Origin of the sequence: Owariibacterium komagatae, assembly GCF_045865535.1 — a bacterium.
Taxonomy (GTDB): domain Bacteria; phylum Bacillota; class Clostridia; order Oscillospirales; family Ruminococcaceae; genus Ruthenibacterium; species Ruthenibacterium komagatae.
In genome coordinates this window covers 2,596,393-2,613,026 of the sequence record NZ_AP031406.1, presented here as the reverse complement: position 1 = coordinate 2,613,026, position 16,634 = coordinate 2,596,393, and the positions used below count along the sequence as shown (strand labels likewise).

Sequence of the window (16,634 nt, the reverse complement as noted above, 5' to 3'; positions counted from 1 at the left end):
TTTTAAAAAGCGAGGTGCCCCGATGAAACAGCGACTGTTTGCGTTTTTTCTTCTTGCCGCTCTGTTCTTTGCCCTGCCTTTGACTGCCTACGCCGACGCGGGGCCCAAGCCATCGGTACGGGTGGTTTTTTCGCCTGCACCGCAGCAGCGCTGCTATGGCACGCTGCTTTCCAGCACTGCCTCCACCGGTCCTTCTTCGGCTTGGGACGGGTCGTCGGAGCACGCCCGGTACGAGGAGGGAGAAGAGGAGATCTGGCAAGCTTTTGTGGACTATCAGGACCCGGATGGCTTCTATTTTTTACAGGAGATTTGGGACTGCAGCGAGGCCGGCCTGCTGGACTGGACCTATTATCCGCCCGGCACCTTTAAAATTCTGCTGTATTTCCCGGACAGCGGCCAGTTTTGGACCAGCCCGGTGTACGAGCGGTACGCCTTTGACAGTTATTTCACCGTGGATTTGACCCGCGCGGAAAACGGCGTGTTCACCGCGGAAAAGACGTATGATTTCACCTGGGAAATTCTCTCCATGCTGGCCCGCATGGCGCTGACGCTGGCTGTGGAACTTTTGCTGGCGCTGCTGTTCGGCTACCGCAGCGCGCGGCAGCTGCGCATTGTGACGCTGGTCAATGTGTGTACTCAGCTGGGGCTGAACCTGCTCATCAACCTGGCCAACTGGCAGGCGGGGCTTTTTGCTTTTCTGCTGGCATACTTCGGGCTGGAGCTGGTGGTTTTTGCCGTGGAAGCAGTACTGTATGCCAGCTTGCTCACCCCGGGACGGTCCGGCAAAAAGGCGGTGCTGTATGCGCTGGCGGCCAACGTGCTGTCCTTTTGGGCGGGTGTTCAGGTCAGCATGTGGATCCCGGGCATCGCATAACACAAAACGCCGGAAAGAGAATCTTTCCGGCGTTTTTCAATAAAAAAGGCGCGGGCCTGTGCCCGCGCCTTTTCGCTGTTTTTAATACAGTTTTTCCCGTTTCACATAGCTTGTGTGCAGGATGTGATGCGCTTTCTCGCCGCCCGGCTCGCCCAGATAGTCGGCATAGACTTTCTTGAGCAGCGGATTCTCGTGGCTCTTGCGAATCGCCTTGGCTTCGTCCTCAGCATACAGGGCTTTGGCGCGCAGGCCGCGCAGATCCACAAAGTTGCGCACGCTGGCGGGCTGCGTGGGCTGACCGCCGCCGTTGACGCAGCCGCCCGGGCAGGCCATGAACTCGATGAAGTCATAGTGCTTCTCGCCGGACTGGACTGCCTTCAGCACCTGATCGCAGTTGGACAGGCCGGAGGCCACACACACGTTCAGCTTCAGGCCGCCCACCTCGTAGGTGGCTTCCTTGATGCCGGCCGTGCCGCGCACTTCGGCATAATCCACAGCCGGGGCGCTCTCGCCGGTGACCAGCTCCACCGCAGTGCGAAGAGCCGCTTCCATCACGCCGCCGGTGGCGCCGAAGATGACGGACGCGCCGGTGCTCTCGCCCAGGGCGGGGTCAAACTCCTCGTCGGGCAGCGCCTGGAACTGAATGCCGGCCCGCTGGATCATGCGGCCCAGCTCGCGGGTGGTGATGGAGATATCCACATCGGGAATGCCGTCGCCCGCGGCGGACATATCGTCGCGGCCGATCTCAAATTTTTTGGCCGTGCAGGGCATCACGGACACACACACGATGTCGTGGGGGTCCAGGCCCATTTTCTGGGCGTAGTAGGTCTTGGTCAGTGCGCCGAACATCTGCTGGGGCGATTTGCAGCTGGACAGATTGGGGATCATGTCCGGATAATACGTCTCGCAGAACTTGACCCAGCCCGGGCTGCAGCTGGTGATCAGCGGCAGCGCGCCGCCGTTCTGGACCCGATGCACAAACTCGGTGGCCTCTTCCATGATGGTGAAGTCCGCCGCGGTATCGGTGTCGAACACGCCGTCAAAGCCCAGACGGCGCAGAGCAGCCACCATTTTGCCTTCCACGTTGGTGCCCACGGGCATGCCGAAGCATTCGCCCAAAGTGGCGCGCACGCTGGGCGCGGGCTGCACCACCACATGTTTGCTGGGGTCGTGCAGCGCTTCCCACACCTTGGCGGTGTCGTCCTTCTCGGTCAGAGCGCCGGTGGGGCACACCGTGATGCACTGGCCGCAGGATACGCAGGGGCTGTCGCCCAAAGGCGCTTCGAAGGCGCAGGCGATGTGGGTGGCAAAGCCGCGCTCGGTGGGGCCGATGACGCCCACGGCCTGGTTGGCTTTGCAGGCCGCCACACAGCGGCGGCACAGAATGCACTTGTTGTTGTCGCGAATCATGTGCGGAGCGCTGTCGTCGATGTCGTAGTGCTCCTTATCGCCGGTGAAGCGGTGGCCGTCCACGCCGTAGTCGCGGCACAGTTTCTGCAGCTCGCAGTCGGTAGAACGCACGCAGGACAGGCAGTTCTGGTCGTGGGTGGACAGGATCAGCTCCAGATTGGTCCGGCGGGATGCCATGACCTTCTCGGAGTTGGTGATGATCTCCATGCCCTCGTTGACGGGGTACACGCAGGCGGTGACCAAGCTGCGGGCGCCCTTCACTTCCACCACGCAGATACGGCAGGCGCCGATCTCGTTGATTTCTTTCAGATAGCACAGAGTGGGAATCTCAATGCCCACGCTGTGAGCGGCTTCCAGGATGGTGGAGCCGGCGGCGACCTCATAGGATACGCCGTTGATTTTAATGTTCACAGTTTCCATGTTGGCTCCCTCCCTTAACCTTTGCTGATAGCGCCGAATTTGCATTTTTCCATGCAGGCGCCGCACTTCACGCACTTGGACACATCAATGGTGTGCGGCTGACGCACGGTCCCCACGATCGCGCCGGCCGGGCACGAACGGGCGCACAGGGTGCAGCCTTTGCACTTGACGGGGTCGATCTTGTAGTTGAGCAGCGCCTTGCAAACGCCCGCCGGGCAGCGTTTGTTCACAATGTGCTCCACGTACTCGTCGCGGAAGTAGCGCAGGGTGGAGAGGACGGGGTTGGGCGCCGTCTGGCCCAGGCCGCACAGGCTGTTGGCTTTGATGAACTGCGCCAGTTCGTCGATCTTCTCCAGATCTTCCATGGTGCCGGTGCCGTCGGTGATCTTGTTCAAAAGCTCCAGAAGGCGCTTGGTGCCCACGCGGCAGGGCGTGCACTTGCCGCAGCTCTCGTCCACGGTGAACTCCAGGAAGAATTTCGCGATATCCACCATGCAGGTGTCCTCGTCCATGACGATCAGGCCGCCGGAACCCATCATGGAGCCGATGGCGATCAGGTTGTCATAGTCGATGGGAGTATCGATCAGGCTGGCGGGAATGCAGCCGCCCGAGGGGCCGCCGGTCTGGGCCGCTTTGAACTTCTTGCCGCCCGGGATGCCGCCGCCGATCTCTTCGACGATGGTGCGCAGAGTGGTGCCCATGGGGATCTCCACCAGGCCCGTGTTTTTGATTTTGCCGCCCAGTGCAAACACCTTGGTGCCCTTGCTCTTCTCAGTACCCATAGAGGAGAACCACTCAGCGCCCTTCAGAATGATCTGCGGCACGTTGGCGTAGGTTTCCACGTTGTTCAGAATGGTGGGCTTGCCGAACAGGCCCTTAACCGCCGGGAAGGGAGGACGGGGACGCGGCTCACCGCGCTTGCCCTCGATGCTGGTCATCAACGCGGTCTCCTCGCCGCACACGAAAGCGCCGGCGCCCAGCTTGACGTCCAGATCAAAATGGAAGCCCGTGCCGAAGATATCGTCACCCAGCAGGCCGTATTCCCGGGCCTGGCTGATGGCCACCTGCAAACGGTGCACCGCGATGGGATACTCCGCACGCACATAAATGTAGCCCTGGCTGGCGCCGATGGCGTAGGCCGCAATGGCCATGGCCTCGATGACCACGTGGGGGTCGCCTTCCAGAATGGAGCGGTCCATAAACGCGCCGGGGTCACCCTCGTCGGCGTTGCAGCATACATATTTCTGGTCGGCTTTGTTGCCGGCCGCAAATTTCCATTTCAGGCCGGTGGGGAAGCCCGCGCCACCGCGGCCCCGCAGACCGGAATCCAGCATGGTCTGAATGACCTGCTCGGGCGTCATTTCCGTCAGCACCTTGCCCAGAGCGGCATAGCCGTCAAAGGCGATGTACTCGTCGATGTTCTCCGGGTTGATGACGCCGCAGTTGCGCAGAGCTACGCGCAGCTGTTTCTTGTAGAACGCCGTTTCATCCAGGCTCTTGATGGAATTGTCCTCGGCCACGGTCTCGTCGTAGAGCAGACGGGTGACGGGACGGCCCTTCAGCAGATGCTCATCCACGATCTCCTTGACGTCTTCCTCTTTGACCATGCTGTAAAAGCTGCCCTCAGGATAAATGACCACAATGGGGCCCAGGGCGCAAAGGCCGAAACAGCCCGTGCGGATGACCTTGACTTCGTTCTCCAGACCGGTGGCCAGAATCTCGGTCTCAAAGGCAGCGGCGATCTTGTCGCTGTTGGAGGATGTGCAGCCTGTGCCGCCGCACACCATGACGTGACTTCTGTACATGTGCGTTCCTCCCCCTCTCTCAGCGTGTGGCCGCGCCGATGGTGTACTCCACCACGGGTTTGCCGCCGATCAGATGCTCGGCCACCACGCGGGACACCTTTTCGGGGGTCATTTTCACATATGTAACTTTGTCCGCACCCGGCGTGGTCACTTCCACGATGGGCTCGTACTGGCACAGACCGATGCAGCCGGTCTGGGTGACCAGAACGCCCGACAGCTCGCGGCGTGCGATCTCTTCGGTAAAGGCATTCAGAACCGGGCGTGCCCCGGCGGCAATGCCGCAGGTGGCCATGCCCACCACCACGCGGGTGGTGTCGTGGGCCGCCTCACGGGTGTTGACCGTTTGTTTCATCCGGTCGCGGATGGCGGCAAGCTCCTGTAAACTTTTCATATCAAATTGCTCCTTTGTAAAATTGGACGTGTGTTTTCGTCGATGTATTCGCGCACCCACTGGGCCACAGCCGGCTCCGACAGGGGCACATCCCCCAAAATCTCGCGCAGCTGCCGGGTGTCGGCCACAAACTCTCCGTCCGGCGTGCGCACGGTGTAAACAAAATCGATCTGCGGCGAGCACTGGATCAGCCCGCCCACGGTGGAGGCCATGTCGCCCAAAGGCGCCCGGTCAATGTGGCTAAGGCCAAAGCGCGCGCACACCTTCGTTCCCTTTCCCGGCTGGGACTGAAGGTGCATTTCACCGCCCGTCAGCTCGGCTGCCATTTTTAAAAGCGGCAGCCCCAGCCCCACCTTGCGGGTGGTGCGGGTGGTGTAAAACGGGTCGGTCACCTGTGCGGCCACCTGCGGGTCCATGCCTTTTCCATCGTCTTCAATGGTCAGGGCCAGCAGGTCGCGGGCCGCGTCTGCCTCCAATGTGATGTGCACCAGCTTCGCGCCTGCCGCGACGGAATTTTCCGCCACGTCCAGCACGTGCATCGACAATTCCTGCATCTTAATACTTGGCCAAAATGCTGTCCAGCTCGTCGCCGGTCAGACGGCCGTAAACGTCATCGTTGATGGTCATGACCGGCGCCAGACCGCAGGCACCGATGCACCGGCACGCATCCAGGCTGAACTTGCCGTCGGCGGTGCACTCGCCGCCGGTGATTCCCAGCTTTTGTTGGAGCGCCTCATAAATTTTGCCCGAGCCTTTTACATAACAAGCGGTGCCAAGACACACGCTGATCTTATACTCGCCCTTGGGACACAGGCTGAACTGCGAATAGAAGGTGGAAATTCCGTAAATCTCCGCCAGAGGTTTGCCCAGCGCGTCGGCCACGATGCGCTGCACCTCGATGGGAAGATAACCGTAGATTTCCTGAGCTTTCTGCAACGCGGGCATAGCCACGCCCGGCATCGTCTTGTGCTCTTCAAGCCAGGACAGCAACCGTGCCTCCTGTTCTTTCGTGCCCTTGAACGGCACAGTGGAAAAGCGCCTCATACAAACTTCCTCCCGATATAAATTGCGCAGTGCGGGGTGCCGCCCCGCATAATACAACTCTCATTATATCATACACTTTGTTAAAAAACCGTCAAAAATCGTGCAAAAAATTCCGTCAATAGGTAGAATTTTCACAGTCAAAACTATGCAACTCGCTCATGTGCTTTTTTGAAATCTTGCTTTATAATGTAAGAGAAAAGCCCCCACGCCATACGGAAGGAGCGACTGACCATGACCATTTCTCAAATTTTGGAAACGCTGAACGCCCGCCTTTTGACCCCTGAGGCCGACTGCAGCCGGGAGGTACACACCGCCTGCGGCAGCGACATGATGAGCGACGTGCTCGCCTACGTGAAGGACCAGGCCGTGCTGCTGACCGGGCTGAACAACCCGCAGGTGGTGCGCACCGCCGACATGATGGACATGGTGTGCATTGTGTTTGTGCGGGGCAAAAAACCGGACGATCTGCTGCTTTCACTGGCGCAGCAGCGCGGCATTGCCGTGATGAGCACGGATCTGACCATGTTCACCGCCTGCGGTCTGCTGTACGAACAAGGGCTGCGCGGGGGGGTGGGCTGAGATGGGAGGCATCCATCTGCACTACATCGTTCCCGGAGATGATTTCACCCGGGCGGGCGAGGCCAGCGCCGACTTGAAAAGCCGGCTGAAAAAACTGGGCGTGCCCCCCACGGCCATCCGAAAAGTATCCATTGCCCTGTACGAGGGCGAGATCAATCTGGCCATTCATGCCGGCGGCGGCGACATCGATGTGGAGATCACGGACGATACGGTCCGCATGTGCCTGTCCGACCAGGGGCCGGGCATCGCGGACCTTTCGCTGGCCATGAGTGAAGGCTACTCCACTGCGCCGGACGAGGTGCGCAGCCTGGGGTTCGGGGCAGGCATGGGTCTGCCCAACATGAAAAAATATTCCGATGAATTTGACATTCAATCCACCGTCGGCGTGGGAACCACTGTCAACATGGCGGTGTCCATCGCCTGACCCGGTCCGCATTTCCAGAGAGGAGGCGCGCCCATGGACCGTCCATCCGTCCACTCCGTGACACTGAACCGCGAGCTGTGCAAGGGGTGCATCAACTGCATCAAGCGCTGTCCCACCGAGGCCATCCGCGTGCGGGACGGCAAGGCTGCCATCATCTCCGAGCGGTGCGTGGACTGCGGAGAATGCATCCGCATCTGCCCGCATCACGCCAAGCGCGCCGTGTCTGATCCGCTGGAGGTGCTGGACCGCTATGCCTATAAGATCGCTTTGCCGCCGCCCAGCCTGTACGTTCAGTTCAACAATCTGGACGAACAGGACGTGGTGCTGGAGGGGCTTTTGCGGCTGGGTTTTGACAGCGTGTTTGAGGTGGCGCGGGCCGCGGAACTGATCAGCGAGGCGACCCGCCGGCTGATGCAGAGCCGGGATCTTCCCCGGCCGGTGATCTCCTCGGCGTGCCCGGCGGTAACGCGGCTGATCTGTGTGCGTTTCCCGCAGCTGATGGACCACATTCTGCCCCTGATCTCCCCCATGGAGCTGGCGGCCCGGATGGCCAAGGACGAAGCCATCCGCAAAACCGGTCTGCCGCCCACAGAGATCGGCTGCATTTTCATCACCCCCTGCCCGGCCAAGGTATCGGCCATTCACGCGCCCATCGGCTCGGGCGAGAGCGCGGTGGATGCGGCAGTGGCGGTGAAGGACATCTATCCCCCGCTGCTCAGTGCCATGAAGAAGGCCGCGCCCGTGGAATATCTGGCGGGTGCGGGGCGCATCGGTTTGGGCTGGGGCGAAAGCGGCGGCGAGGCGGCCGCTTTGATGTCCACCGAACGGTATCTGGCGGCGGACGGCATTGAAAACGTGATTCGCGTGCTCAGTGACCTGGAAGACGAAAAATATCCGGATCTGGATTTTGTAGAGCTGAACGCCTGCGCGGGCGGCTGCGTGGGCGGCGTTCTGCAGGTGGAAAACCCCTACATCGCCAAGGCCAAAATGAAGCATTTGCGCCGCACCATGCCCGTGAGCCTGAACCACATTACCGACGAACTGGCCGAACTGGTGCGCTGGGACCGGGACGTGCGTTACAACCCGGTGATGGAGCTGGGCGAGACACGGGCCGAACGGTTCGAACGGTATGCCCGTATGGAAGAGATCACCGCCATGCTTCCGGGGCTGGACTGCGGTTCCTGCGGGGCGCCCACCTGTGCGTCTCTGGCGGAAGACGTGGTGCGCGGCAACGCAGATATCAACGACTGCACCGTGCTGATGCGCCGCCGCATGGAAGCGGTGCTGCGCGCACTGGGAAAGGGTGAATAAACAATGACAAGTGAAACATTATGCGCCGCCTGCGGCTTTTGCCCTGCGGTGGGCGACGGAGAGCGCACGGTGACCGGTGTTTTCACCGGCGATCTTCTGTCCTGGGCCATGGGCCGTGCCAAGGAAGGTGACATCTGGTTCACCGTGATGGGCAACGTGAATACCGTGGCCGTGGCCGCGCTGGCGGACTGCGCCTGCGTGGTGCTGTGCCACGAAGCCGTCTGGGATGAGGTGGCTGTGCAGCGTGCCGCACAGCAGGGCGTGACACTGTATACCACCGACCTTCCGGAATTTGAGGCGTCCTTTCTGGCGGCCACCCGACTGGGGCTGACGCCGCCTGCGCCGTGAGCGCGCTGCGGGCGGATCTTCACATTCACACCTGCCTTTCCCCCTGCGCTGAGGACGATTTGACCCCCGCCACCGCGGCAGGGCTGGCCAAGCTGGCGGGTGCGGACCTGATCGCCGTCACGGATCACAACAGCGCCCTCAGCCTGCCGGCGGCCAAGGCTGCCTGCGATGCCTACGGGCTGCAGCTGCTGCCCGGGGTAGAGGCCAACACCCGGGAAGAGATCCATCTGCTGTGCTATTTTCCCGATGTGGAGACCGCGCTGGATTTTTCCGAGCGCCTGTACCGGGCGCTGCCTGCCTTTCCCTACGACCCGGCCATCTGGGGCCGGCAGCTGGTCATGGATGAAAACGACCAGGTGCTGGACCAGGTGCCGAAACTGTTGACGGGCGCGCTGGATCTGTCCCTGGCGCAAACGGCAGCGCTGTGCCGGTCCCTGGGGGGCATTCCCGTGCCGGCCCACGCGGATGCGGACAGCTACTCGCTGTTTTCCGTGCTGGGCGGTTGGCCCATGGACACGGACTTTGATTTGCTGGAGGTCCGCGACCCGGAGCACGCGGCCAAACTGGTCCGCTGTGGTTTCTTCCCTGCCGAAAAGCCGATGTTTTTTTCTTCGGACGCTCATCGCATGGAAGATGTGGCCTGCCGGCTGTGCGAAATGGACGAGGACTTTCCCCTTGTACGCCTTTTAAAAAAATAAGCCCCGAACGCGGTGGTATCGTCCGTGAAAGAAAGTCTGAAACGTTCCTGGTGGAAAGTTTCAGACTACTGTCTCCCCGCCGGGTGGATCTGTTTTCAGCTGATGGTCCGTCTGGGGCCTGGTGATTCTGAACGTGGCCGGCTGGCTGATTGCGTATTTTACACAGCACACGACCATCGGCGCAGCCTTTGCCGTTTTCTATTCCGAAGTCAGCCAGTGGGGCGGCTTTGTGGCGCAGGGGCTCTTGTGGCTTGGGTGGAACAGCTGGCTCACGTCCGTGATCGTTTGGGCGCTGCCCTTCCTGTTCGTTCCCTTTGGAAAAAAAGCGGCCATCCGACCGCACACAAAAACGCCTGTCCCGGGTTTCCGGGACAGGCGTTTTTTATTGACCTTGGGAACGGGCATACAGCACCGTGCCCAGATCGCAGATTCCGTCCAAAAGCAGGCTGAGTCCCAGAAAACGGATGACCGCTCTGGTCACGCCAAAGGGGTCCGTGATCATGATGATTCCCAGAACCAGCGGCACCAGCGCCGACGCCAGCAGCGGTATAAACACCGAAGAGCCGTCCCGCTTTGCGTCCAGCGCCAGGGGCAGTTTTCCCACGCCGTCCACCAGAAGCAGAAGGCCGGACACCAGCGGCACAAAGGAAAGGATCACCCGCGCGCCCAGCACGCAGAATACGGCCAGACCCGCAAACAGCAGGCCGATGACCAGTTCGCCCGAGGCGCGGCGGCCCGCCTGCTCGGCCTGGCGCCACCGCACCAGCCGCCCCGCGGAAAAGACGGCCGCGCCCGCGGCCAGCGCCCAGCAGAACACCGTGCCTGTCATCTCCGGGAAGAACAAAAACACAAGTCCCAGTGCCATATAAAGCAGCGCCAGCCCCAGCGAGGCGCTGCGCGCCCAGAAAAAGCCAAACATATTCATTGCTCCTTTCCCTCTCTGTCAGTATAAGCAGCCCACGGCCGGTTCATGCGTTTTTTCACCCGGTCAGCCTGTTTCTCCCTCCAGAATCACACTTCGCAGTGCGGCATGGCATGTGCCGTTGGAAGCAATGATCCCGGTGGGCTTCAGCTGCGCCAAAGCGCCTTCCGTCATCGCTTCCAGCGTTCCGCCCGCGTTTCTTACAAGGATGCTTCCCGCACCGTAGTCCCAGGGCTGCAGCACCGGTTCAAAAAAGCCGTCGATCCTGCCGCAGGCCAGATAACACAGGTCCAAAGCCGCGCTTCCGCTTCTTCGAATGTCGCGGGTCTCCACAAACAGCCGTTTCAGAACGGCAAAGGTTTTGTCGGCCATTTCTTTGTTGTAGGGGGCCGTTCCCACCATCATCAGCGCATGGGAAAAGTCGTTGCCGCTCACCCGGATCGTCTGTCCGTTGCAGGTGCTGCCCACACCTTCGATTCCCACAAAGCACTCGTCCAGGTAAGGGTCGTAGACAACGCCGATCAGCCCTTCTTTTTGATAATAGAGCGCAATGGACACACAGGAATGCCGGTAATCGTACAAATAATTGGTGGTGCCGTCGATGGGGTCGATGACCCAGGTAAATTCTTCACCGATTTGCTGCCGGTTTTCCTCCTCGGCCAGAATCACGCTTTCCGGCAGACACCGGGTGCATTCTTCAATGATGAGCCGCTGACATTGGATGTCGATGTCCGTCACAACGTTGGAGACGCCTCCCTTGGTTGTGACCTGGCTGATTTTGTGGCCGGCCATCCATTTTCCGGCTTTCCGGGCAATGGCTTCCACCTGCTGTGCCAGCAGCATGTTCTTTTCCGCTGAAATCATAATCTGCCTCCTGAAATTGCAGTTGTTCTACCCGCATTATACCACAGCGCCGCTTTCCCGCCACAGCAAAAACAGCGAAGCACCCTACAAAAGAGCACTTCGCCGAATCGGTTATCGCGTCACGCTGCGCATCCACTGCCCGCCGGCCAACCGCCGCAGACACAGCACCGCCTTGACGGGCATATCAAATTTCAGCACAAACAGCACCACAGCGGCAGGTGCGCCCAGCAGGAACGCGGCCGCCGCACCCAGCGGGACCATGGCCCAGATGCAGCCCGCATCCACCGCCATGGCAAAGCGCGTGTCGCCGCCGCCCCGCAGAACGCCGCTGATCAGCGAGCAGGTAAACGCCTGGAAGAACATGGCGAACGCATAGACCCCCAGCAGCTGTTTGGCCAGCGCCACGGTACCCGGCTGAATGTCGTACAGCGCCAGCATGGGCAGCCCCACGACAAACACCAGCACGGCGCAAACCACCCCCAGCACGGCATACACCCGCACCAGACGGGACACGCAGGCCCGGGCATAAACCCAGTCCCCTTCCCCGATGATCTTGCCCACCAGCACCGCCGAACCGTTGGCCACGCCCAGAATCACACTGGTGACCATCTCATACATGATGTAGCAGATGCTGTTGGCGGCCACTGCGTCGCTGCCCATGTGCCCCAGCACCACCGAATGCATGGAAATGGCCAGGCTCCACAGCAGCTCGTTGAGCATGACCGGCAGACCGTAGTGCCACAAGTCCCGGCCCAGCCCCTGGGACGGCAGGGCGATCATCTGCGGCTTGAAGCGCAGCTTCTTTTCCCAAAAGGCCATGTACCCCAGCACCAGAATGAATTCCGCCACGCGGGCCAGCACGGTGCCCACCGCCGCGCCGGCCACCCCCATGCGGGGCGCACCGAACCGGCCGAAGATGAACGCGTAGTTGCCGCCCACATTCACCACAAAGGACACCGCGTAAATGACTACCGAGATCCGCACGGTCTCGGTGCTGCGCAGCACCATCAGGAACGTGGCGGTCACACCGTAAAACAAATAGGAAAAACAGACGATGCGCAAATAATCCACTCCCGCGGCGATCACATCCGCCTCGCTGGTGAAAATCTGCATCACCTGCCGGGGAAACAGCAGCAGAACCACCGTGGTTCCCACCCCCACGGCCGCCGCCAGCCGCAGAGACAGCGCCGTCACCCGGCGGATGGCTTCCACGTCTTTTTTGCCCCAATACTGACTGCACAAAACCGTTGCGCCGCTGGCAATGCCGAACACCGCCACCGTGTAGATGAAAAACACCTGATTGGCCAGGCTGCTGGCGGACAGAGCCACCTCGCCCAGGCTTCCCAGCATAATGGTGTCCATCAGGTTCACGCTGAAGGAGATCAGGTTCTGCAGCGCCACCGGCAGGGCTATGGCCGCCAGACTTTTATAGAAGGCAGGTCCAACCGTTTTCGTGTTCAAATCGATCCCTCTCTAATATACAAACAGTATTTTTATATTAAAAATATACTTTAAGCCGCAAAATACCCGCGCAGACCGCATTCGGACTGCGCGGGTTTTGAAAATGTGTCAAACCACTTTGGGAATTGTGATGGCATGCACCGGGCACTCGTTGACGCATTTGCGGCAGCCGATGCACTTGTCCACGTCGATGTGAGCCACATTGTCCACCACTTTGATGGCCTCCACCGGGCAGGCTTTCTGGCACTTCATGCAGCCGATGCAGCCCGCGGTACAGGCTTTGCGGGTCAAAGCGCCGCGGTCGCGGTTGGCGCACAGCACCATGGGTTTTTCGCTCTCCGGCCGAACCTCAATGATGTGTTTGGGGCAGGCCTCGGCACAGGCGCCGCAGCCGGTGCACTTTTCGGGGTTGACCCGGGCCAGCCCGTTGGACACGATGATGGCATCAAACTTGCAGGCCTTCTGGCAATCGCCGTAGCCCAGACAGCCGAACTCGCAGGCGGAGCGGCCTTTGTACAGGGCCGCGCAGGCCGCGCAGCTTTCGATGCCCTCGTAAGCGTACTTGTCGCTGGTGTGCTCATAGCTGCCCTGGCAGGCCACAATGGCTTTGCGCTTGACCACTTCGCCGGCCTCGACGCCCATGACGGCCGCAGCCCCCTGGGCAGACGCCGCGCCGCCGGGAACGCATTTGTTCACCGGTGCGCCGGCCACGATGGCCTTGGCGTAATCGGCGCAGCCGGCATAGCCGCAGGCGCCGCAGTTCGCGCCGGGCAGGCACTCCAGCACCTTGCCCACGCGCTCGTCCTCCTCCACATGGAAAAAGTGCGCGGCCACCACCAGGATGGCGGCGCCGAGAAGGCCGATGACGGTGACGACCACCGCCGCTGTTACGATACTCATATGCCTTCTCCCCCTTTTATGCGCCGAAAATATTTTCGATGATGCCGCCGAAGCCCATGAAAGACAGGCTTACCACACTGGCGCTGACCAGCGTGATGGGCAGACCCTCGAAGCATTTGGGCGGTTTGGCGTCCTCCAGGCGTTTGCGCACGCCCGCGAACAGCACCATGGCCAGCATGAAGCCGAAGCCGGCGCCCACCGCGCAGACCAGGCTCTCGACAAAGTTGTAGCCCTCGTCGATGACCGAGATGGTCACGCCCAGCACCGCGCAGTTGGTGGTGATGAGGGGCAGATACACGCCCAGCGCCTTATACAGCGGCGGCATGTATTTTTTCATGATGATCTCCACCAGCTGCACCAGCACTGCAATGACCAGGATGAACACGATGGTCTGCAGATAAGCCAGGCCCTGGGGCTCCAGAATATAGGTGTAGATCGGCCAGGTCGCCGCAGTGGCCAGCGCCATGACGAAAATCACCGCGCAGGACATACCAAAGGCGGAATCCAGCTTTTTGGATACGCCCAAAAACGGGCAGATGCCCAGGAACTGTACGAGGACGTAGTTGTTCACCAGGATCATGCTGAAAAAGATCATTGCAAGACTTGCCGCCATTACGCCTCGCCTCCTTCCGCCGCTTGTGCGCCGCTTTCACAGCCGCCTGCGCAGGCACCCTTGGCAGGGCAGCCCTCGCACCCCATTTTGCGGGGGATGCGGTTGTTGGTCTTGGTCTCGATCCAGATCACCAGTGCCATCAGGCAGCCGAACACGAAGAAGCCGCCCGGCGGGGTGATGAACACGGTCATGGGGTCCACGCTGGCAGGCATGATCTGCACGCCGAACAGCGTGCCCGCGCCCAGCAGCTCACGGATGGAACCCATCACCATCAGCGTCAGGGTGAAGCCCAGGCCCATGCCCAGGCCGTCCAGCGCCGAATCCAGAATGCCGTGTTTGGATGCGAACATCTCCGCACGGCCCAGAATGATGCAGTTCACGACGATCAGCGGCAGGAAAATGCCCAGCGCCGAATCCAGAGAAGGCAGATACGCCTTGACCAGCATCTGCAGCACCGTCACGAAGGTGGCGATCACTGTGATGTAGGCCGGCAGGCGGACCTTGTCGGGAATGATTTTCCGCAAAGCGGAAATGGCGATGTTGGAGCAGATCAGCACGAAGGTGGCTGCCAGGCCCATGCCCAGGCCGTTCACGGCCAGAGTCGTCACCGCCAGAGTGGGGCAGGTGCCCAGCACCAGGCGCAGAGAGGGGTTCTCTTTCAGGAGGCCGTTGGTGAGAATTTTCAGTTTTCCGCTCATCCTTTTACGCCTCCTTTACCAGTTGAAACGCGTCTACAGCCATTTGAATGGTTTTGCGCATCAAATCGCTGGACATGGTGGCGCCGGCCACCCCGTCAAATTCGGACGCATCGGTTTTTCCAATAAGCTGGTCAGCCAGGCCCAGACCGGTGAAGGCTTCGCGCACAGGCTCGCCCTCGCCCATGCCGTCGGTCCACAGGCCCGTGATGACACCGTCATCGTCAAAGCCCACCGCCGCGTACATGGGTTTGTCGTGGTAGCCCACGCCTTCCACATAAATCAGGTAGCCGTAATTGGAGCCTTTGTACGCCTCGGTCACGCCCGGCGCATCCAGTTCCACCGGCGTCAGCTCGCCCGCATCGGGCAGCACCGCCGCGCGGATCTCGTCCGCAGTCAGTTCGGTTTTTCCCTCGCTGTTGCCGGACAGCACGTTGTACGCTTCAATGGCACTGTTGATGCCGTTGACGGCCGCGCGGGAGGAAATGGTGGCGCCGGAGATGGCGTCGATGTCCTCAAGGGTCATCTCCTGTGCCTCACGGCCCGCAAACTGGCCGCTGAAGTCCTCGTTTTTCACTTTCTGGCCCAGGCCCGGGGTCTCGTCGTTGTCCAGGAATTTCACCGCGGTGATGGTTCCCTCGCTGTTAAAGGCCACCATCACGGGCACGTCGCCGCCGTAGCCCTTGGACGCGGCCGTGATCACATAGCCCGCGCCGTTGTCCGCTTTGTAGGCCTCGGTCACGCCTTCCACCGTGCACTCCACTTTGGTGAAGGTGTCCGCCTCCGGCAAAAGCTCGGTGCGGTTGGCGTTGGCCGTGCGCTCGGTATTGGCCTGAATGATGGGAGCCGTCAGGCCGTTGGTGCCTGCCAGCAGCGCGCTGGCCACCAGGCAGATGACACCCAAAACCACAATGGGTTTTACAAAATCGTTCCACACATTTTTCATTTTGACTTCACACCTCCCAGCGGTTTCTGACGGGTGAGGTCATTGATGTACGGAACCAGCAGGTTCATGATCAACAGCGAGAAGCTGACGCCCTCGGCCATGTTGCCCCAGAACCGGATGGCGCAGGTGATGACGCCCAGGCCGATGCCGTACACGATTTTGCCCTTCAGGGTGAAGGGGCTGGTCACATAGTCCGTGGCCATGAAGAACGCGCCCAGCAGCAGGCCGCCGCCCAGCAGCTGCAGCACCACGTCCTGGCCAAACACAAGGCTCAGGACCGCCACAGTGCCCAGATAGGCCACCGGAATGGCCGCGGAGATGGTGCGCGTGACGATCAGGTAAATGCCGCCCAGCAGCAGCATGACCGAGCAGGTCTCGCCCAGCACGCCGCCGTGGATGCCGAAGGCCAGGTTGAACAGCATGTCCATGCTGGACAGGCTCTTGCCCGCCACCAGCGGCGTGGCAGTAGCCAGCACGTCAATGTCCGTCTCGGGGAAAGCATACGCCGTCATGCGGCCCGCAAAGCCCACAAACAGAGCGATGCGGCCCACCAGCGCGGGGTTGGCAAAGTTGCAGCCAATGCCGCCGAACAGCTGTTTTACCACTACAATGGCGATGAACGCGCCCACCACGGCGATCCACAGAGGAATGGTGGCCGGCAGGTTGAACGCCAGAATCAGGCCCGTGACCACCGCGGACAGGTCGCCCACGGGAACAGGCTTTTTCATCAAAACACAGTACAGTGCCTCAAAGCCCACACAGGCCGCCACGGTCACACCTGTGACCAGCAATGCCCGGAAGCCGAAGATGAAGGCACTGGCCACCAGAGCGGGCATCAGCGCAATGATCACATGCCCCATCAGCCCGCGGGTGGAGGACTGGTCCACAATATGAGGGGATGCGGTAACCACTAATTTTTTCGGTTCCAT

The 16,634-nt window shown here is 60.9% G+C and carries 19 protein-coding genes; 6 read left to right on the top strand and 13 right to left on the bottom strand.

Translation table 11 applies throughout. From position 1 onward, the window contains the following. The first annotated feature begins 22 nt into the window (after positions 1–22). Entirely contained in the window at positions 23–874 is an 852-nt protein-coding gene (locus ACKTS9_RS12985) for a hypothetical protein (RefSeq protein ID WP_349215812.1), read from the top strand. An 81-nt stretch (positions 875–955) separates the two neighbouring features. On the opposite strand, the gene ACKTS9_RS12980 is transcribed toward ACKTS9_RS12985, so the two are convergent. From ACKTS9_RS12980 to ACKTS9_RS12960, 5 genes are read right to left on the bottom strand one after another with little or no spacing between them, the layout of a single operon-like run. Further along, positions 956–2,704, bottom strand: a complete 1,749-nt coding sequence (locus tag ACKTS9_RS12980; RefSeq protein WP_349215813.1) for an NADH-dependent [FeFe] hydrogenase, group A6 — start codon at positions 2,702–2,704, stop codon at positions 956–958. A 14-nt stretch (positions 2,705–2,718) separates the two neighbouring features. Beyond that, positions 2,719–4,509 (bottom strand): NADH-quinone oxidoreductase subunit NuoF, encoded by a 1,791-nt coding sequence (nuoF, locus tag ACKTS9_RS12975; protein WP_407881285.1) that lies wholly within the window; start codon positions 4,507–4,509, stop codon positions 2,719–2,721. 19 nt (positions 4,510–4,528) lie between these two features. Further along, entirely contained in the window at positions 4,529–4,900 is a 372-nt protein-coding gene (locus ACKTS9_RS12970; protein ID WP_407881283.1) for a (2Fe-2S) ferredoxin domain-containing protein, read from the bottom strand. Continuing rightward, positions 4,897–5,439: an ATP-binding protein gene (locus ACKTS9_RS12965; protein WP_407881281.1), complete on the bottom strand. Its 543-nt coding sequence runs from the start codon at positions 5,437–5,439 to the stop codon at positions 4,897–4,899. Before ACKTS9_RS12965 ends, ACKTS9_RS12970 begins: the two co-directional genes overlap by 4 nt. 16 nt (positions 5,440–5,455) lie before the next feature. Further along, on the bottom strand, positions 5,456–5,944 hold the full coding sequence (locus tag ACKTS9_RS12960) for an NAD(P)H-dependent oxidoreductase subunit E (protein ID WP_407881279.1): 489 nt from the start codon (positions 5,942–5,944) through the stop codon (positions 5,456–5,458). Between the two features lie 231 nt (positions 5,945–6,175). On the opposite strand from ACKTS9_RS12960, the gene ACKTS9_RS12955 reads away from it, so the two are divergent. The 5 genes from ACKTS9_RS12955 to ACKTS9_RS12935 are packed head-to-tail and all read left to right on the top strand — an operon-like array spanning position 6,176 to position 9,304. Then, positions 6,176–6,523, top strand: coding sequence for a DRTGG domain-containing protein (locus ACKTS9_RS12955; protein WP_349215818.1), 348 nt, complete (start codon positions 6,176–6,178; stop codon positions 6,521–6,523). 1 nt (position 6,524) lies between these two features. Next, positions 6,525–6,947, top strand: coding sequence for an ATP-binding protein (locus ACKTS9_RS12950; protein ID WP_349215819.1), 423 nt, complete (start codon positions 6,525–6,527; stop codon positions 6,945–6,947). Between the two features lie 33 nt (positions 6,948–6,980). Next, complete coding sequence (locus ACKTS9_RS12945; RefSeq protein WP_349215820.1) at positions 6,981–8,258, top strand: [Fe-Fe] hydrogenase large subunit C-terminal domain-containing protein; 1,278 nt, start codon at positions 6,981–6,983, stop codon at positions 8,256–8,258. A gap of 3 nt (positions 8,259–8,261) precedes the next feature. Continuing rightward, positions 8,262–8,606, top strand: a complete 345-nt coding sequence (locus tag ACKTS9_RS12940; protein WP_407881275.1) for a hypothetical protein — start codon at positions 8,262–8,264, stop codon at positions 8,604–8,606. Beyond that, complete coding sequence (locus ACKTS9_RS12935) at positions 8,603–9,304, top strand: PHP domain-containing protein (protein WP_407881273.1); 702 nt, start codon at positions 8,603–8,605, stop codon at positions 9,302–9,304. The genes ACKTS9_RS12940 and ACKTS9_RS12935 overlap by 4 nt, the downstream gene beginning before the upstream one ends. A gap of 382 nt (positions 9,305–9,686) precedes the next feature. Here the strand turns inward: ACKTS9_RS12935 and ACKTS9_RS12930 are convergent, their stop codons facing one another. The 8 genes from ACKTS9_RS12930 to ACKTS9_RS12895 form a co-directional block, all read right to left on the bottom strand. Further along, positions 9,687–10,223, bottom strand: a complete 537-nt coding sequence (locus tag ACKTS9_RS12930; protein WP_407881271.1) for a DUF308 domain-containing protein — start codon at positions 10,221–10,223, stop codon at positions 9,687–9,689. 69 nt (positions 10,224–10,292) lie between these two features. Then, positions 10,293–11,090, bottom strand: a complete 798-nt coding sequence (locus ACKTS9_RS12925) for an inositol monophosphatase family protein (protein WP_407881269.1) — start codon at positions 11,088–11,090, stop codon at positions 10,293–10,295. A 111-nt stretch (positions 11,091–11,201) separates the two neighbouring features. Beyond that, complete coding sequence (locus ACKTS9_RS12920; RefSeq protein ID WP_407881267.1) at positions 11,202–12,551, bottom strand: MATE family efflux transporter; 1,350 nt, start codon at positions 12,549–12,551, stop codon at positions 11,202–11,204. 108 nt (positions 12,552–12,659) lie between these two features. After that, entirely contained in the window at positions 12,660–13,451 is a 792-nt protein-coding gene (locus tag ACKTS9_RS12915) for an RnfABCDGE type electron transport complex subunit B (protein ID WP_349215830.1), read from the bottom strand. A 16-nt stretch (positions 13,452–13,467) separates the two neighbouring features. After that, positions 13,468–14,064, bottom strand: a complete 597-nt coding sequence (locus ACKTS9_RS12910; RefSeq protein WP_349215832.1) for an electron transport complex protein RnfA — start codon at positions 14,062–14,064, stop codon at positions 13,468–13,470. Continuing rightward, positions 14,064–14,762 carry an electron transport complex subunit E gene (locus ACKTS9_RS12905; RefSeq protein ID WP_349215833.1) on the bottom strand — a complete coding sequence of 233 codons (699 nt, stop codon included), beginning with the start codon at positions 14,760–14,762 and terminating at the stop codon, positions 14,064–14,066. The genes ACKTS9_RS12910 and ACKTS9_RS12905 overlap by 1 nt, the downstream gene beginning before the upstream one ends. Positions 14,763–14,766: 4 nt before the next feature. Beyond that, positions 14,767–15,705: an RnfABCDGE type electron transport complex subunit G gene (locus tag ACKTS9_RS12900; protein WP_407881263.1), complete on the bottom strand. Its 939-nt coding sequence runs from the start codon at positions 15,703–15,705 to the stop codon at positions 14,767–14,769. Further along, on the bottom strand, positions 15,702–16,634 hold the full coding sequence (locus ACKTS9_RS12895; RefSeq protein ID WP_349215836.1) for an RnfABCDGE type electron transport complex subunit D: 933 nt from the start codon (positions 16,632–16,634) through the stop codon (positions 15,702–15,704). Before ACKTS9_RS12895 ends, ACKTS9_RS12900 begins: the two co-directional genes overlap by 4 nt.

Coding starts and splice junctions, on each gene's coding strand:
- ACKTS9_RS12985 (WP_349215812.1), top strand. CDS start 23: ATGAAACAGCGACTGTTTGCGTTTTTTCTTCTTGCCGCTCTGTTCTTT.
- ACKTS9_RS12980 (WP_349215813.1), bottom strand. CDS start 2,704: ATGGAAACTGTGAACATTAAAATCAACGGCGTATCCTATGAGGTCGCC.
- nuoF (WP_407881285.1), bottom strand. CDS start 4,509: ATGTACAGAAGTCACGTCATGGTGTGCGGCGGCACAGGCTGCACATCC.
- ACKTS9_RS12970 (WP_407881283.1), bottom strand. CDS start 4,900: ATGAAAAGTTTACAGGAGCTTGCCGCCATCCGCGACCGGATGAAACAA.
- ACKTS9_RS12965 (WP_407881281.1), bottom strand. CDS start 5,439: ATGCACGTGCTGGACGTGGCGGAAAATTCCGTCGCGGCAGGCGCGAAG.
- ACKTS9_RS12960 (WP_407881279.1), bottom strand. CDS start 5,944: ATGAGGCGCTTTTCCACTGTGCCGTTCAAGGGCACGAAAGAACAGGAG.
- ACKTS9_RS12955 (WP_349215818.1), top strand. CDS start 6,176: ATGACCATTTCTCAAATTTTGGAAACGCTGAACGCCCGCCTTTTGACC.
- ACKTS9_RS12950 (WP_349215819.1), top strand. CDS start 6,525: ATGGGAGGCATCCATCTGCACTACATCGTTCCCGGAGATGATTTCACC.
- ACKTS9_RS12945 (WP_349215820.1), top strand. CDS start 6,981: ATGGACCGTCCATCCGTCCACTCCGTGACACTGAACCGCGAGCTGTGC.
- ACKTS9_RS12940 (WP_407881275.1), top strand. CDS start 8,262: ATGACAAGTGAAACATTATGCGCCGCCTGCGGCTTTTGCCCTGCGGTG.
- ACKTS9_RS12930 (WP_407881271.1), bottom strand. CDS start 10,223: ATGTTTGGCTTTTTCTGGGCGCGCAGCGCCTCGCTGGGGCTGGCGCTG.
- ACKTS9_RS12925 (WP_407881269.1), bottom strand. CDS start 11,090: ATGATTTCAGCGGAAAAGAACATGCTGCTGGCACAGCAGGTGGAAGCC.
- ACKTS9_RS12915 (WP_349215830.1), bottom strand. CDS start 13,451: ATGAGTATCGTAACAGCGGCGGTGGTCGTCACCGTCATCGGCCTTCTC.
- ACKTS9_RS12910 (WP_349215832.1), bottom strand. CDS start 14,064: ATGGCGGCAAGTCTTGCAATGATCTTTTTCAGCATGATCCTGGTGAAC.
- ACKTS9_RS12905 (WP_349215833.1), bottom strand. CDS start 14,762: ATGAGCGGAAAACTGAAAATTCTCACCAACGGCCTCCTGAAAGAGAAC.
- ACKTS9_RS12900 (WP_407881263.1), bottom strand. CDS start 15,705: ATGAAAAATGTGTGGAACGATTTTGTAAAACCCATTGTGGTTTTGGGT.
- ACKTS9_RS12895 (WP_349215836.1), bottom strand. CDS start 16,634: ATGGAACCGAAAAAATTAGTGGTTACCGCATCCCCTCATATTGTGGAC.